General features: G+C 61.3%; 13 protein-coding genes and 2 pseudogenes. All 15 read left to right on the forward strand.

Features of this window, described 5'->3' with window-relative positions; genetic code table 11:
* Nucleotides 1-572 (forward strand): annotated as a pseudogene (locus tag AACZ55_RS11390) (ABC transporter substrate-binding protein); the annotation flags it as partial.
* On the forward strand, nucleotides 569-1,777 hold the full coding sequence (locus AACZ55_RS11395) for an ADP-ribosylglycohydrolase family protein (protein WP_339646177.1): 1,209 nt from the start codon (nucleotides 569-571) through the stop codon (nucleotides 1,775-1,777). The pseudogene AACZ55_RS11390 and the gene AACZ55_RS11395, both read left to right, overlap by 4 nt.
* 26 nt (nucleotides 1,778-1,803) lie before the next feature.
* On the forward strand, nucleotides 1,804-3,900 hold the full coding sequence (locus AACZ55_RS11400) for an ADP-ribosylglycohydrolase family protein (protein WP_339646178.1): 2,097 nt from the start codon (nucleotides 1,804-1,806) through the stop codon (nucleotides 3,898-3,900).
* 21 nt (nucleotides 3,901-3,921) lie between these two features.
* Complete coding sequence (gene ugpC / locus AACZ55_RS11405; protein WP_339646180.1) at nucleotides 3,922-4,986, forward strand: sn-glycerol-3-phosphate ABC transporter ATP-binding protein UgpC; 1,065 nt, start codon at nucleotides 3,922-3,924, stop codon at nucleotides 4,984-4,986.
* A complete protein-coding gene (locus AACZ55_RS11410) occupies nucleotides 4,986-6,188 on the forward strand; it encodes a CoA transferase (protein ID WP_339646182.1) in 1,203 nt (400 codons plus the stop codon). Before ugpC ends, AACZ55_RS11410 begins: the two co-directional genes overlap by 1 nt.
* Nucleotides 6,185-6,973 (forward strand): CoA ester lyase, encoded by a 789-nt coding sequence (locus tag AACZ55_RS11415; protein WP_339646184.1) that lies wholly within the window; start codon nucleotides 6,185-6,187, stop codon nucleotides 6,971-6,973. Before AACZ55_RS11410 ends, AACZ55_RS11415 begins: the two co-directional genes overlap by 4 nt.
* A gap of 31 nt (nucleotides 6,974-7,004) precedes the next feature.
* Nucleotides 7,005-7,970, forward strand: a complete 966-nt coding sequence (locus tag AACZ55_RS11420; protein ID WP_339646186.1) for an alpha/beta hydrolase-fold protein — start codon at nucleotides 7,005-7,007, stop codon at nucleotides 7,968-7,970.
* A gap of 60 nt (nucleotides 7,971-8,030) precedes the next feature.
* Nucleotides 8,031-10,016, forward strand: coding sequence for an SUMF1/EgtB/PvdO family nonheme iron enzyme (locus AACZ55_RS11425; RefSeq protein WP_339646188.1), 1,986 nt, complete (start codon nucleotides 8,031-8,033; stop codon nucleotides 10,014-10,016).
* Between the two features lie 155 nt (nucleotides 10,017-10,171).
* On the forward strand, nucleotides 10,172-10,435 hold the full coding sequence (locus AACZ55_RS11430; protein ID WP_338607870.1) for a metal/formaldehyde-sensitive transcriptional repressor: 264 nt from the start codon (nucleotides 10,172-10,174) through the stop codon (nucleotides 10,433-10,435).
* 288 nt (nucleotides 10,436-10,723) lie between these two features.
* Nucleotides 10,724-11,500 carry a DUF4198 domain-containing protein gene (locus AACZ55_RS11435; RefSeq protein WP_339646191.1) on the forward strand — a complete coding sequence of 259 codons (777 nt, stop codon included), beginning with the start codon at nucleotides 10,724-10,726 and terminating at the stop codon, nucleotides 11,498-11,500.
* 56 nt (nucleotides 11,501-11,556) lie between these two features.
* On the forward strand, nucleotides 11,557-12,120 hold the full coding sequence (locus AACZ55_RS11440) for a hypothetical protein (RefSeq protein WP_339646193.1): 564 nt from the start codon (nucleotides 11,557-11,559) through the stop codon (nucleotides 12,118-12,120).
* A gap of 15 nt (nucleotides 12,121-12,135) precedes the next feature.
* The gene (gene cbiM / locus AACZ55_RS11445; protein ID WP_339646195.1) at nucleotides 12,136-12,768 is read left to right on the forward strand and encodes a cobalt transporter CbiM; all 633 of its coding nucleotides are present in this window, start codon (nucleotides 12,136-12,138) and stop codon (nucleotides 12,766-12,768) included.
* Complete coding sequence (locus AACZ55_RS11450) at nucleotides 12,761-13,348, forward strand: hypothetical protein (protein ID WP_339646196.1); 588 nt, start codon at nucleotides 12,761-12,763, stop codon at nucleotides 13,346-13,348. The genes cbiM and AACZ55_RS11450 overlap by 8 nt, the downstream gene beginning before the upstream one ends.
* Nucleotides 13,345-14,127 (forward strand): cobalt ECF transporter T component CbiQ, encoded by a 783-nt coding sequence (cbiQ, locus tag AACZ55_RS11455; protein WP_339646198.1) that lies wholly within the window; start codon nucleotides 13,345-13,347, stop codon nucleotides 14,125-14,127. Before AACZ55_RS11450 ends, cbiQ begins: the two co-directional genes overlap by 4 nt.
* A pseudogene (locus tag AACZ55_RS11460) lies at nucleotides 14,111-14,524 on the forward strand (ABC transporter ATP-binding protein); the annotation flags it as partial. The gene cbiQ and the pseudogene AACZ55_RS11460, both read left to right, overlap by 17 nt.
* Nucleotides 14,525-14,579: the final 55 nt, after the last annotated feature.

The raw sequence follows: 14,579 nt of genomic DNA on the forward strand, positions 1-14,579 counted from the left end.
TGGTCGAGATTTACAAGACCAAGATGGCCGAGGCCAATCCGGGCGCCGATCTCGCTCTGCTCGATCCCCCCGACGGACTTGAAGCGGTCAACGTGGCCAAGGAAGACCGCGGCTACGCCATCCACGCCATGAGCGAGAACAAGGAAGCCGCTTTCGCGGTTCTCGATTTCCTCGCCAGTCCCGAAGGCCAGTTCATCGACCGCATGGGTGTCGAGGGTGAGCATTACACCCGCAACGGCGATAGTTTCGAAGTGCTGCCCGCCATGGGCGGCTGGTATCCGCGCTTCTGGACGGCAAACCCTGACTATTGGACGCCGCCCGTCCCGTTGCTCTCGGACGTGGCTCAGGGTTCGCTTGAGCAAGGCGCCGAATATTTTGTCGCCGACAACGCCTTTGTCTGGCCCGCGGACCTCGCACCGAGTGTTGATGCGGCCGAACAATATTATCGCACCTCGGTGTTCCGCTTCGTTTCTGGTGAATGGTCGATGGACCAGTGGGACCAGTATGTCGAGGGATGGTACGCCGCCGGGGGCCAGGCGATGACCGATCACGCAAGGACCGTTCTTCCATGACCACACTGCAGAACACGGGCCCGGCTTTCAAAAGCCGGGTCCGCGGACTGCTCCATGGCGTCGCCTTCGGCGACGCCATCGGGGCGCCCGTCGAAAAGCTCACTCCGGCGGAAATCCAGTCCATGTATGGGCGGGTCAATTCTCTGGACAACCAATGGCATCGCACCAGCCGCGACCCGGCCGCCGGCAATGGACGCGTGCGCGGCAATGGCATCGTCACCGACGATACGCTCATGACCCTCTCGCTCATGGCCGTCTATAATGAAACCGGCCGCCATATCGACGCCTGGGACATGGCCGACGGGATGGTGCGCCAGATCGCCTGGGTCAAACGCTACGTTCCAGAGCTCCAGCGCGAATGTCCGCTGCTCGAGCGCCTGTTCTATCCCGAGAAATGGATTTTCCAACGCCACCAACTCTCCGGCTGCGATCCGCGCCAGGGCGGGATCGGCAACATGGTCAATTGCGGTGCAGCGATGTATATTGCGCCGATCGGCGTCGTGAACGCGTGTGATCCGCGCGCCGCCTATGACGAGGCTATCGCGTTCGCCTCGGGCCATCAGCAAAGCTATGGGCTGGAAGCTGCCGGCGTTCTGGCCGCCGCCGTCGCTGCCGCCTTCGTTCCTGGGACAAGCATCGATGCCGTGGTCGATACCGCCTATGGCCTCGCCAAGGACGGCACCCGTGCCGCCATCGGCGCGATTGCCGAAACCGCCAGGGATTTGCGCATCAGGGGAGCCGGTCATGCCGAGGTGGTACAGGCGTTTCATCAGGCCATCCTGCCTTTTTCGCCGCTCGGCGACGATCTGGACCACACCGCTGCAAAGGCTGGCCGACCGACCCAGAATTATCAGCCCTCCCGGTTCTTCTCGATCGAGGAGTTGCCCCTGGCCCTGGGCTTTGCGCTTGTCGCCGATGGCGATTTCCGCCGGGCCGTCGAAGACGGCGTCAATTCGGGTCGCGATACCGATTCCATCGGGGTGATGGCCGGAGCGATCCTTGGCGCGATGCACGGGGAAGCCGTCATCGATGCCGGTGAAGCCGACCAGATCGACACGATCAACAGGCTGGACCTTGCCGGCGAAGCCGCCCGCTTTGCCGCAACGTGCAGCACCATAATGAGCGTCGACCAGAAGCGTCTGGAAACGCTCGGTGCTCAGCGTGCAGCCATCCTTGAAGCGCCCGTCAGCGCGGCGCAGAACTGATACCCCTTTTTCAAACAGGAATTTGAATGCTTTCCTCCTCCGATCTCGTCCACCGCATCTATTCGGGCTTTCTGGGCAAGGCCATTGGCGTGCGCCTTGGCGCGCCGGTCGAGCCGACCATCTGGAGCTATGAGCGGATCCGCGACACCTATGGCGAGATCACCGGCTATCTGCGCGATTTCAAGACGTTTGCGGCAGATGACGACACGAACGGTCCCGTCTATTTCATCCGCGCCATGCGCGATTACCAGCTTGTGCCCACACCGCACGAAGTTGCCAAGACCTGGCTCAACTATGCCGCGGAGGGCCACGGCATGTATTGGTGGGGCGGCTATGGCCGTTCGACCGAGCACACCGCGTACCTCAATTTGCGTGCCGGCATCGAAGCGCCGCAATCGGGTTCGATAGCCCAGAATGGCGCAGCGATTGCCGAACAGATCGGTGGGCAGATCTTTATCGACAGCTGGGGCTGGGTGAACGCAGGCAATCCCGAACGTGCCGCCGAGATGTCGGCCAGCGCCGCTTCGGTCGCCCATGATGGAGAAGGGCTCAACGGTGCCCGATTCTGCGCCGCGATGATCGCTGCAGCGTTCACCGCAAAGTCGGTCGAGCAATTGTTCGAAATCGGCCTTTCGGTCATCCCTTCGGATTCAACCTATGCCGCCGTCGTCAGGGCCGTGCTCGGCCAGCATCAAAATGACCCCGATGACTGGCGCGCCTGCCGCGATCTTTTGACCCGCGACTGGGGCTATGACCGCTATCCGGGTGTCTGCCACATCATTCCAAATGCCGGTGTTCTGGCGCTCGCCATGATCTACGGCAAGGGCGAACTCTGCCGCACCGTCGAGATCGCCACAATGTGCGGTTGGGACACCGACTGCAACGCCGGCAATGCCGGGGCGATCATCGGCACCTTCGAGGGTGTCCAGCCGGGCTGGGACAAATACCGCAAGCCCATCAACGATATGGTCGTGACATCGGGCGTCACCGGCGCGCTCAACATCGTCGATATCCCCAATTTCGCCCGCGAACTGGCGACGCTCGCCCTGCAACTGGACGGCAAGAATGTGCCTGAAGGCTGGGCAGAGGCGATGGACGATCGCGGCATCCATTTCGACTTTTCGCTGCCCGGCTCCACACATGGGTTCAAGACTTCGGGCACCAACCAGCTCGAACTGAGCTGGACCGACAAGGACAATGGAGCAGGAGTTGGCGCTCTGGAGATCCTCATCGACCGTTTCGAGCGTGGGCAGTCAGGCAAGGTGTTCTGGAAACCGTTCTACCGGCGTGCCGATTTCGACGATGAGCGCTACCGCCCGATGTTCTCGCCGCTGGTTGCCAGCGGACAGACCGTATCGTTCGATATCTTCATGGAGCCATGGGAAGGCGATGGCCATTTGCGCATCGCGCCCTATGTCCGTGCCACGATGAGCAAGACGATCGTCGAAACCGGGGCTTACCAGCAGCCGGCTGCAGGGTCCTGGACCCATATCGAATTTACAGTGCCCGACGCCGATGGCGAAGCCATCGACGAAATCGGTCTCGACATCGAATATTTCGGCCGGCTCAAATTTCTGGGCAAGCTCCATCTCGCCAATTTCCGCGTCACCGGCAAAGGCACAACCCGCATCGATCCGGCAAAAGAGGTCGAGGAGTGGGATGCCATCACCCGATTTACCTGGAACCGGGGCTATTGGAAGAAGGACGGCGCAACCATCACCGGTCTCACCGATACCGATGCCGATCTGTGGACGGGTCACCTTTATACGCGTGATGCCGTCGTCAGCGCCGAGATCACCCCACAGTCGGGCGCCTCGCATCTTGTGAGTTTTCGGGCCCAGGGCACGTCGCGTTTCTACGCCGCCGGATTTGAGGACGGCAAGCTCCGGATTATCCGCGAAGACTTCGGCAAGAGCGTCCTGGCCGAGACCGATTTCGCCGTCGAATTTGGCCGCACCTATCGTCTCGCAGTCGACGTCAAGGAGACCTCCATTGCCGTCAGCGTCGATGGCGAGAAGCTTCTGACAGCAAGCGATGACCGTTTCGCTTACGGGCAGGCCGGCGTCCGGCTGGGCGGTCCAGGCCGGCTTGCGGTCTCCAAGTTTGAAATCGTCGAGCAATAGAGGCCGACAGGGAGGATTTCGATGTCCCAGATCACGCTCAGGAATGTCCACAAGCGCTACGGTCAGGTGCCCGTGCTCAACGACATCTCCATCGACATCGCGCAAGGTGAATTTGTCGTTCTGGTTGGCCCATCGGGGTGCGGAAAATCGACATTGCTGCGCATGATCGCCGGGCTCGAGGACATAACGGGCGGCGATGTGGAAATCGGCGGCAAGGTGGTCAACACCATGCCGGCCAAGCAGCGCGACCTCGCCATGGTGTTTCAGTCCTACGCGCTTTATCCGCACATGAAGGTCGCCGACAATATGAGCTTTGCGCTCAAGCTGGCTGGCCAGCCCAAGACCGAGATCGAGGACAGGGTGAAGATCGCCGCCGACATTCTGGGCCTCGAAAACCTCCTCGACCGCCTGCCGCGCGAGCTTTCGGGCGGGCAGCGCCAGCGTGTTGCCATGGGCCGCGCCATCGTGCGCAATCCCACCGCCTTCCTGTTCGATGAACCGCTTTCCAATCTCGATGCCAAGCTGCGCGTCAAGATGCGCTCGGAGATCAAGAAACTGCACCAGCGGCTGGGCAAGACGATGATCTATGTCACCCACGACCAGACCGAGGCTATGACGCTGGCCGACCGCATCGTCGTCCTGCATGATGGCAATATCGCCCAACTGGGCACGCCGCTCGAGGTGTATCAGGACCCGGCCAACGCCTTTGTTGCCGGTTTCATTGGATCGCCCGAGATCAATTTGCTCGCCGCCAAAACTCTTGGCTCCGACGCTGCCGAAGTCGAGATGACCGACGGCACCCGCATGCCGCTTCCCGGGCCGGTGACACTCGAAAAAGGTACGCCGGTCACATATGGCATTCGGCCGCAGCATTTCACCGTGTCCGATACCGGCATCAACGCCGAGATCGTTCTGGTCGAACCCACCGGCGACAGCCAGGAACTCGTCGTGCGCGTTGGGCAGACCGAACTTTCGGTGGTGCTGCACAATCGGGCAATCCTTTCGGCCGGGGAGACGATCTTTATCGCACCCGATGCGGGCAAGGCGCTGCTGTTTGACACCAGGTCCGGCGCGAGGCTGCGCTGATGGTGCGAAGGTTCACCCCCGACGCCGAAGGTCCGCTCAAGGGCGTAAAGGTCATTGACCTCTCACGGCTGGTGGCGGGGAACATGACCTCGCTCCAACTTGGCGATTTCGGCGCCGAGGTGATCAAGGTCGAACCGCCCGCCGGCGACCCCTTGCGCGCCTGGAAGGACGGCGGCGCATCGTTTTTCTGGAAGGTCTATGGCCGCAACAAGCGCTCTATAGCCCTCGATCTTCGCCGTCCTGCAGCCATGGCGGCCCTCTGGTCGCTTATCGATGGCGCCGATGTGCTGATCGAGAACTACCGCCCCGGTACGCTCGAAAAGATGGGGCTTGGCCCCGACGCGCTGCATGCGCGCAATAGCGGGCTGATCGTGTTGCGGGTGTCGGGCTATGGACAGACTGGGCCCTATGCTCACCTTCCCGGCTTCGGCACGATCGTTGAAGCGATGAGCGGTTACGCCTATCGCACCGGCTTTCCCGACCGCGAACCGGTCCTTCCGCCACTCGCGCTGGCCGATATGATCGCCGGCGTTTATGGCGCATCCGCTGTCACCACGGCGTTGCTGGCGCGGGAAAAGGGGCAGGCCAAGGGTCAGGTCATCGATCTTTCGCTGCTCGAGCCGATCTTTTCCGTACTCGGCCCCGAAGCCGCTATCTTTGCAAAGACCGGCACCGTTAAGGAGCGCATCGGGTCCGCGTCGAACACATCGTGCCCCCGCAACGTCTATATCTGCGCCGACGGCAAATATCTCGCCCTCTCGGGTTCGACACAGGCGGTCGCCGAACGGATTTTCAGGATCATCGGGCGGGCTGACATGATCGATGACCCGAGGTTTGCAACGAACGCAGACCGCATCAAGCACCGCGATCTCGTCGATGCTGCAATCGGGGGCTGGTTTTCGGCCCGCACCAGCGAGGATGCCCTGCAGATCATGCGCGACGCCGGGGCAACGGTGGGCCCGATCTATTCCATTGCCGACGCCTACGAGGACAAGCACTTCCGTGAGCGCGACGTGTTCGTCGATCTCGAAGACGCCGACTTTGGCGCCCTGCCCATGCACAATGTCCTGCCGCGCCTTTCGGCGACGCCCGGCGGGTTCTACCGCCCGGCGCCCGAACTCGGTGCCGATGGCGAGGCCATTCTGGCCGAAATCGGCCTTGCCCCGGACGGCATTGCCGCCGCACTGGACGTTTCGCAATGAGATTACGCTCGCTGCTTTACGTCCCTGCCGACAATGAGCGCTTCATCGCCAAGGCTCATGAACGCGGCGCCGATGCGATCATTCTCGACCTTGAAGATTCCGTGCGTCCCGAACATCGCGATGCAGCTCGGAAAAGCCTTGGCACCTCCATCCGCTTGGCCGGGCAAGCCGGCGCCAAGGTGTTTGTGCGCATCAATACCGAAAGCGCGACCGAAGACGCCAGCGCAGCAGCAGGCTCCGATGGCCTCTACGTGCCCAAGGCCAGTCGCGCCCGCATCGAGGCACTGGCGACCGATGGTCCAAACCTTCCGCTCTTTGCCCTGGTCGAAGACCCGATGGCGCTTCTCGACGTCGCCGCCATTGCCGCCCACTCCGCGGTCTCCGGCCTTGCAGCCGGCGGCGAAGACCTTGCGACAGCTCTAGGCGCCGTCCCCGATCCCGACGTGTTGCGCACGCCCAAGCTCCTGATCCACTATGCGGCAAAGGCCCATGGAAAACTCTCCCTCGGCCTTTTCCGCTCCATCGCCGACTACGCTGACCTGTCCGCCATCGAGCATGCAGCCAAAGAGGCCCGACGGCATGGCTTTGATGGTGCAAGCTGCGTGCACCCGTCGGCAGTACCGATCCTCAACGCCGTTTTTGCTCCCACATCCGAGGAGCTCGATTGGGCCCACCGCGTCCTCGCCACTGCGGAAACGAACAAAGCCGGAGCCTTCAGGGTCGATGGCCGCATGATCGATGCCCCGATCATCGCCCGCGCCCGCTCGATCCTTTCTCAGACCTGAACCACAGCAAACGCGGAGGAGGCGTTTCATCATGTCCAATCTTGCAAGGGGACTCCTTGTGCCGGTCCTCATCGGCACATTGATGGTGCCGGTCATAGCCCAGGAGATCACCATCGAGACGATGGCCTCGCCTGCCCTGGCCAATGACGACAATCCTCAAACCGAGGATTTGAGCTATACCCTCTATCTCCCCGCCGGCTATGAAGCTGCGGGCGATACGCGCTATCCCGTCCTCTATCTGCTGCACGGCAGCGGCGGAGAGGCGGATGCGTGGGAGGACTTCTGGCCCATCCTCGACACCATGATCCTTGAGGGCACCGTGCCACCGGTCATCGCCGTCGCACCGGTCACCGGCAACTCCTACTGGGTTGATTCGGCGACCTTCGGCGCCGCTGAAACCGCCGTCATCGACGATCTGATTCCTCACATCGATCAAACTCTTGCCACCATCCCTGAACGCGATGGCCGGGCGCTTGTTGGCTTTTCCATGGGCGGTTTTGGCGCCGCACGCTATGGTCTTGCCTACCCCGACCTCTTTGCCGCCGCAACGCTGCTCAGTCCAGCCCTTCAGCAGGCCCAGCCCCCTGCTACTGCCGGCGCCGTCAGCCGTGGCTCGTTTGGAGACCCTTACGATCCCGCGCGCTGGGATGAGCTGAATTATCCGGCGCTTATCGAGACCTACGCCGCCCAGGATCATCGCGTGCCGTTCTTCATTGTCGCCGGTGACGATGACTGGAACCACCTCTCGGAAAAGGAAGACCTCCCCGGCGACGCCACCAGATACAACATGGAGGTCCAGGCAGTGGCCTTCTATACGGCTCTCCACCGCGAAAACATCTTCGATGCCGATTTCGAAAAGTGGGAAGACGTTCCCGCCAGCCCGGCTGAATTGCGCATCGTCGATGGTGGACACGACATGGAGGTCTGGGGGCCTGGTTTTAGCGAGGGCCTCGCCTACATGTTCGCCAACGGTCTGTCTGCACCCACGGAAAACTGAATCCGCTCCCCGGAGCTGGAACGCTCCGGGGCCTAAAGCCCCAGTATCTCCCGAGCCCTCATGACCCGCCCTGGCTTTTCCCCTTACGTCCCGCGTCCCATCGACAGGCCCGCTGTTGTGCCGCTCACCCCTGACGCCGATCTCTCTGTGCTTGACGAGGCCAAGATTTTTGCCGCACCCGCCGACCCGGCCGATTGGCCGGCCTGGCGGGCCGCCATTACGCGCTGGCGGGACGAGGCCCGGAGCCAGATCGACTATACTCCGCACCGCTACAACACGATGGCCGAGGCCGGACCGCGTATCGTGGAAATGGTCTGGCTGTGGGACGAACGGCTTTACGACTTTGCCACCGGGCGTTTCACCGTGGATGCCTATATCGACTCCGGCGAGGCCGAATTCGGTGGTTTCGACGCGGTCATGCTCTGGAACGCCTATCCCGTTCTCGGCATCGATGCCCGCGACCATTTCGCGTTCTTTGAAGACATTCCCGAGCTGCCCGATGTCGTTGCCGCCTTCCAGCGGCGTGGCGTCAAGGTCTATTTCACCTATTACCCCTGGGAGACGGGCTCGGGACCCGAAGCGATCGAGAAGGTAACGGCGATCGTTGAGCGATGCGGCTTTGATGCGGTGTTTCTCGATTCCTCCAAGCAAGCCTCCTCGCGCCTGCGCGCCGCCCTCGATGCCATCGACCCTTCGATTCCCATCGAGTGCGAATCCCGCGTGCCCTTGGCCCAGATTGCCGATCAGACAATGAGTTGGGCACAGTGGTTCGCCGATTCCGAAGTCCCCGGCGTCCTGCGTGCCAAATGGTTCGAGCGCCGCCACGAATTGCATCATATCCGGCGCTGGAACCGCTCGCATCTCGACGAGCTCCATTCCGCCTGGCTCAACGGCACCGGCGTTCTGGTATGGCCGGTGGTGTTCGGCGTGTGGGTCGGCTGGAACGCGCGCGACCGCGCCATTCTTGCCCATATGCGGCGGCTCTATCTCGAAAACGCCGATCACTTCATCTCGGAGAACTGGACGCCGCTTGCGGACCATCCCGGCCAAGACGCAAAAATTTATGCCTCCCGATGGGAAACCAAAACCGGCCGTCTCTGGACCCTCGCCAATCGCGGCGAAGATTACACTGGCCCCATCTTGTCGATCGAACCGGAGCAGAAAGAACAGGGGATCTGGATCGATCTGGTCTCCGGCGAGATACTTGCAGCCGCGCGGCAGGCGGACGGCCGTATCGCTCTTTGTGGCACCATGCCTGCCGGCGCCATTGCCTGCATCGCCAACCGCGCCGCGCCTCCCGCTGCCGCTGGCCCCGATATCGCCTCGGCCGCACACGATTTTCCTGCCCGTGTCGCCGAGCGTGTTCCAGCGCCCTTCGTTCTGCACCAGAACGGACCGGCCGGCATGACAGAGCTCGACGTCCCCGATGGCGATTTGACGGCTACGTACCGACTGCGCGAAACAGCGCTTTATGGCGAAGCGCCTTACGTCGAGGAATGGAAACCTCTACCGCCCCGCCTGCACCAGATCGCGACAATGACTCGCCCGCTCTATGCGCACCGCATTGCCATTGCGCGCGATGAGGTCACCAACGGCCAATTTTTTCAATTTCTGTCCCATACCGCCTACCAGCCCGCCCGTCCCGAGCGCTTTCTGGCGCACTGGCACAACGGAGCGCCGCGCCCCGGCACAGAAAGCGATCCCGTCACCCATATCGAGCTCGACGACGCCCGCGCCTATGCGGAATGGAAACGATTGCGCCTGCCCACCGAGGACGAATGGCAGATAGCGGCGCAACAGGGCCTGCTCAACCGTGCCGAACCGCTGGTCTGGAACCTGACCGAAAGCGAGCACCGCGACGGGCGTACGCGCTTTGCCATTCTCAAGGGCGGCTGTGCGCGCCTATCCCAGGTTTCGGACTGGTACGTGGAATCCGGCCCGTTGCCGCCGGAGCGCTCGGTAAAACTTCTCACCGTTGGCGCCGGCCTCGCCCGCTCCCCCATGATCGGCTTCCGTTGCGCTGTCGATATCGGGAGCGATGGCTAGCGAACCGACATAACCGTTGCACCCGCAACAGCGTAACAAAGTTCTGCACGATCCAATCGCGCCGAGCCACCAATCCGCTGTGATCGTGCAGGCCATGCCCAACCAACAAAAAATAAGCTTTCAATCGGAGCCGAGCGCGATCATCAGGAAGCGGCATGTCACACACGCGGCACGACAAGAAGCGGTTGCTCAACCGTGTCCGCAGAATTGCCGGGCAGATCGAGGCTGTGGAACGCGCGTTGGAGGAAGAGCGCGAATGCGCCAGCGTGATGCAACTCGCAGCCTCCGCAAGGGGTGCGCTCGGCGGGCTGATCGCCGAGCTCATGGAAGACCATGTCCGAATGCATATGACCGATGGCGTCAACTCCAAGGAGGATACGGAGGCCCTTATTGCCGTGATGCGCGCTTACATGCGTTGACCTTACTGGGAGCAATTCGGCTCCCCGGTTCCTGAACGAAGCACCGGGCCGACCCGAAACTCGGTCCGGGTTTTCTGCGTGGGAAACGCGGGCCTGATCCACATACCCCTCCCCCCTATATTATTGAAATAACTATTGTTTTTCTCTTGACCCCTCACGATAAACTCATACGCTCAGTTCAAGTTTTCGCTCAATTAGGCGCTGCGAGATCGGTGCCCGGAAACCAAGGTAAACGTTCGGGGAAATCTAATGGGGCAAAAGACAATCATGCCAGCAAGGCTTGCCGCAATGCTTGTTATAGGAGTAGCCGCTTTTTCGGTCACACCGGTCAATGCGCATTTCCTTTCCATATTTGCGCCGCTCGCGGTCATGGATGGTCCGACCGAAACCAATGTGGATGTCTTGTTCTGGCACCCTCTGGGGGGTGCCCATGTGATGGACATGGGCGGGGCGCCCGAGGAATTTTTTGTCACTCACAGGGGAGAACGCACCGACCTGAGCCATCGTCTGGCCGAGATCGCATTCACAAGCGCGGCCAATACGGGCCAGGCCTATTCGGTGCCGATGACTTTCCGCACATCCGGAGACTATATCATCACCGCCGTGCCACAGCCCTATTATGAAGAGACCGAAGACATCTTCATTCAGCAGATCACCAAAGCCTATTTCAACCGCGGGCAATTGCCCACCGACTGGTCGGAACCTCTTGGCCTCAAGGCCGAGATCCTGCCCCTCAGCCGGCCTTACAACGCGCTTGTCGGCTCGACTTTTACCGGTCGTGTCTTGTCGGAGGGTGAGCCGGTCGCGGGAGCGGAAATAGAGGTCGAGTATATCGCGGCAGAACCCGATGTCACCACCCACACATCGGGCGCACCCACGGTCAGCGAAGCAGCGGGCGGCACGATCACGCTGATGAGTGATGCCAATGGCTATTTCACATTCGGCATCCCCACGGCCGGATGGTGGGGGTTTGCCGCACTTGGCGTCGGGCCCGACGTTGAATTTGAAGGCAGGGAACTCTCCCAGGATGCGGTGATCTGGGTCACCGCGCATGATCTTGAATGATTGCGGCAACACCCGGCACAAAGTCCGCCAGGACGGAACTGATAATGATGATGATCATGATGAAACATTTTGTGCGTAGGCTGTGGCCGACCCTTTTTACCCTCGTGGTGATGACCGGACCTGCTCTTGCCCACAACCTGATCCTCGAAGCCTACCCCTTTGGCGAAACCATAGCTGGCGAGGCTTTTTTTTCCGATGGCGTCATGGTCGGAGAAAGCGTTGTGGAGATTATCGGCCCCGACGGAGAACGGATCGGTGAGGTACTGACTGACCCTCACGGCAGTTTCAGCTACACGCCTACCGAGAGCCTCGACCTGACGTTCCGGCTCGACGCAGGAGCCGGTCATGTCGCTGAAGCAACGGTTGCCGCTAAAACCCTCGACGTCCAGCACCCCCCGACGAGCGGGCGGTCCGTTGTAGCTCCGGTCCGGCTTAGCGCCGGTGTGGAAGCAGAGATTGCGGCCGTCATTCGTGAACAACTGCGGCCCATGCGTCAGGATCTGGCACGCTATTCCGCCCATTCGAGCTATCCCGTCGTCCTGGGCGGGATCGGTTATATCGTTGGCCTCGCTGGCCTGGGATTTGTCGTCATGGCGCGGCGGCGTAAGCTGAACGCGTAAGGGAGGACCTCACAGATGCATATTGCCGATGGCGCACTTTCAGGTCCGGTTCTGATTGCAGGGGGCGTTCTCAGTCTTGCCGGGTTGACCATCGGCCTGCGCAAGCTCGACATGGAAACCATCCCGGCGACCGGCGTTCTCAGTGCGACGTTCTTTGTTGCCTCTCTGATTCATTTCCCGGTCGGGGCGTCGAGCGTGCACCTTATAATGAACGGGCTGGCCGGCCTCGTGCTCGGCTGGGCGGCCTTTCCAGCACTGGCCGTTGCACTCCTATTGCAGGCAGTGTTTTTCGGATTTGGTGGCATAACCGTTCTTGGGATCAATACGTTCAACATCGCGGCGGCAGCGGTATTGATGCACTATGTGTGCCGCCGAGGAGTCATGGCCAGTTCACCGTCGATAGCCGCCATGTGGGGTGCCGCCGCAGGGGCCGGTGCCATTGTCGTGACCACGGTTCTTGTGGCGCTATCGCTGGCGCTTTCCGGCGAGCAGTTCATTCCTGCTGCGCAAATTACCGTGCTCGTCCATATTCCAGTGATGATCATAGAAGGAGCCGTGACCGCCGCAGCGGTCTATCTCGTTCGCAAAGTCAAACCCGAGCTGTTCACCGCCATTTCGAGCCTGAATGGAACGGCGCGCCATGGCTAGAGTTTTCCTGCGCCTTTCTGTCCTGCTTGTCGCGCTGACTTTCAGCTGGGAGGCCATGGCGCATAACCTTATCCTCGAAGCCTACCCTTTCGGCGGAGAAATTGCCGGTGAAGCATTTTTTTCCGACGGGGTTCTTGTGGGTGAGGCTACGATCGAGGTTCTGGACCTCGACGGCAGGGTCTTGAGCGAAGTCATAACGGATCAAAGCGGCAGCTTCTCTTATACGCCCGATGGGTCGGGGACCCTGTCCTTCCGGCTCGACGCGGGTGCCGGCCATGTTGCCGAGGCCAGTGTCGAGGTGCCCGATGCCGCGGGCACCATGACGACAAATGTCGAGACGACCGCTTCCGCGGCCACCGGGCCCGACAGCGATATGGCCACTGCTCTCGACGGCTTGGTGGCGCGAGAAATTTCAGGATTGCAGGCCCAGATTGAAGAGTATCAGGCGCGCAACGATTTTCTCAACGTAGTGGCCGCGATTGGCATCCTGGCTGGAGTGATCGGGTTCGGCCTGTTCGGGCTGGGCTACAGAATTGCCGGTGCGGCGCCGCGCCATCGCGGCCGGGATACCGATCGATGAGCATGGTACTCGAAGCAGGCGGGGCAGCACCGGGCGAGCCAGGAGAGCTGCTGAGCGTCGATCCCCGGTTCCGCATCGTGGCGGTCGGCGGCTTCGCCATCGTCGTGATCAGCCTCGACAGCTTTGGCGCACTGGGCGTAGCGCTGGCAGTCGCACTCGCAACCCTTATCCAGGCCCGCCTGCCGCTGGCCCGAACCGTGCAGCAGGTGGCAACCGTCGATACCTTCATGGTCTTCGTCATCATCAGCATGCCCTTTACCATTCCCGGCACGCCCCTGCTGAATGTGATGGGATTGTCCGCAAGCTGGGAGGGCCTTTGGGAGGCCCTGCGCATAACGCTAAAGGCCAATGCGGTCGTCCTGGCCATGCTGACGCTGGTGGGCACGATCGGTCCGGTCGAACTTGGACATGCGCTGGCCCGGCTCAAGGTGCCGCATGCCTTCGTTCACCTGTTGCTGTTCACCATCCGCTATATCGAAGTCCTGCATGCCGAATACGGGCGGCTGCGTATTGCCATGCGAACGCGCTGTTTCGTGGCAGGGACAAACGTTCACACGTTGAAGACCTTCGGCTACCTCATTGGCATGTTGCTGATCCGCGCGCTCGAGCGTTCCGAACGCATCATGGCGGCGATGCGATGCCGGGGATTCAATGGGACTTTCCCGCTCATTCACACGGAGCAATTTTCTCCACGTCGAGATCTGGGCTTTGCGTTCGGCGTTGTCGCCCTGTGTTGCGCCTTGATCGGGCTGGAGGTGTCACATGTCCTATCATTTTGAACTCCAAGACGTTCATTTCTCCTATCCCGGCAGCCATGCACCAGTGCTGTGCGGGGTGGACCTGCAGCTTGCCGCGGGTGAACGGCTTTGCCTGAACGGGCCAAATGGGTCGGGCAAGTCGACGCTGTTGCAATTGCTTGTCGGCTTGCGTCGCCCCACCCAAGGCACGATTAAGGCGTTCGGGACCATCCCGTCGAGCGAGGCAGACTTCCGCATGGTGCGCTGCCGGGCCGGCTACGTGTTCCAGGATCCCGACGACCAGCTCTTTTCACCCACCGTGCACGAAGACGTTGCGTTCGGTCCGCTCAATATCGGTAAGTCGCAAGAAGAAGCCCAAGCCATAGTCGTCCGGGTCCTCGAGCAGTTGGGGCTTTCGGGCTTTGAAAACCGCATTACTTAGTCGCCGGTGAAAAACCCGCTCCCGGCTGAGATTGCAGTGGTTTCGAGGGCTT

The sequence above is a fragment of the uncultured Pelagibacterium sp. genome (assembly GCF_963972885.1).
Lineage (GTDB): Bacteria > Pseudomonadota > Alphaproteobacteria > Rhizobiales > Devosiaceae > Pelagibacterium > Pelagibacterium nitratireducens.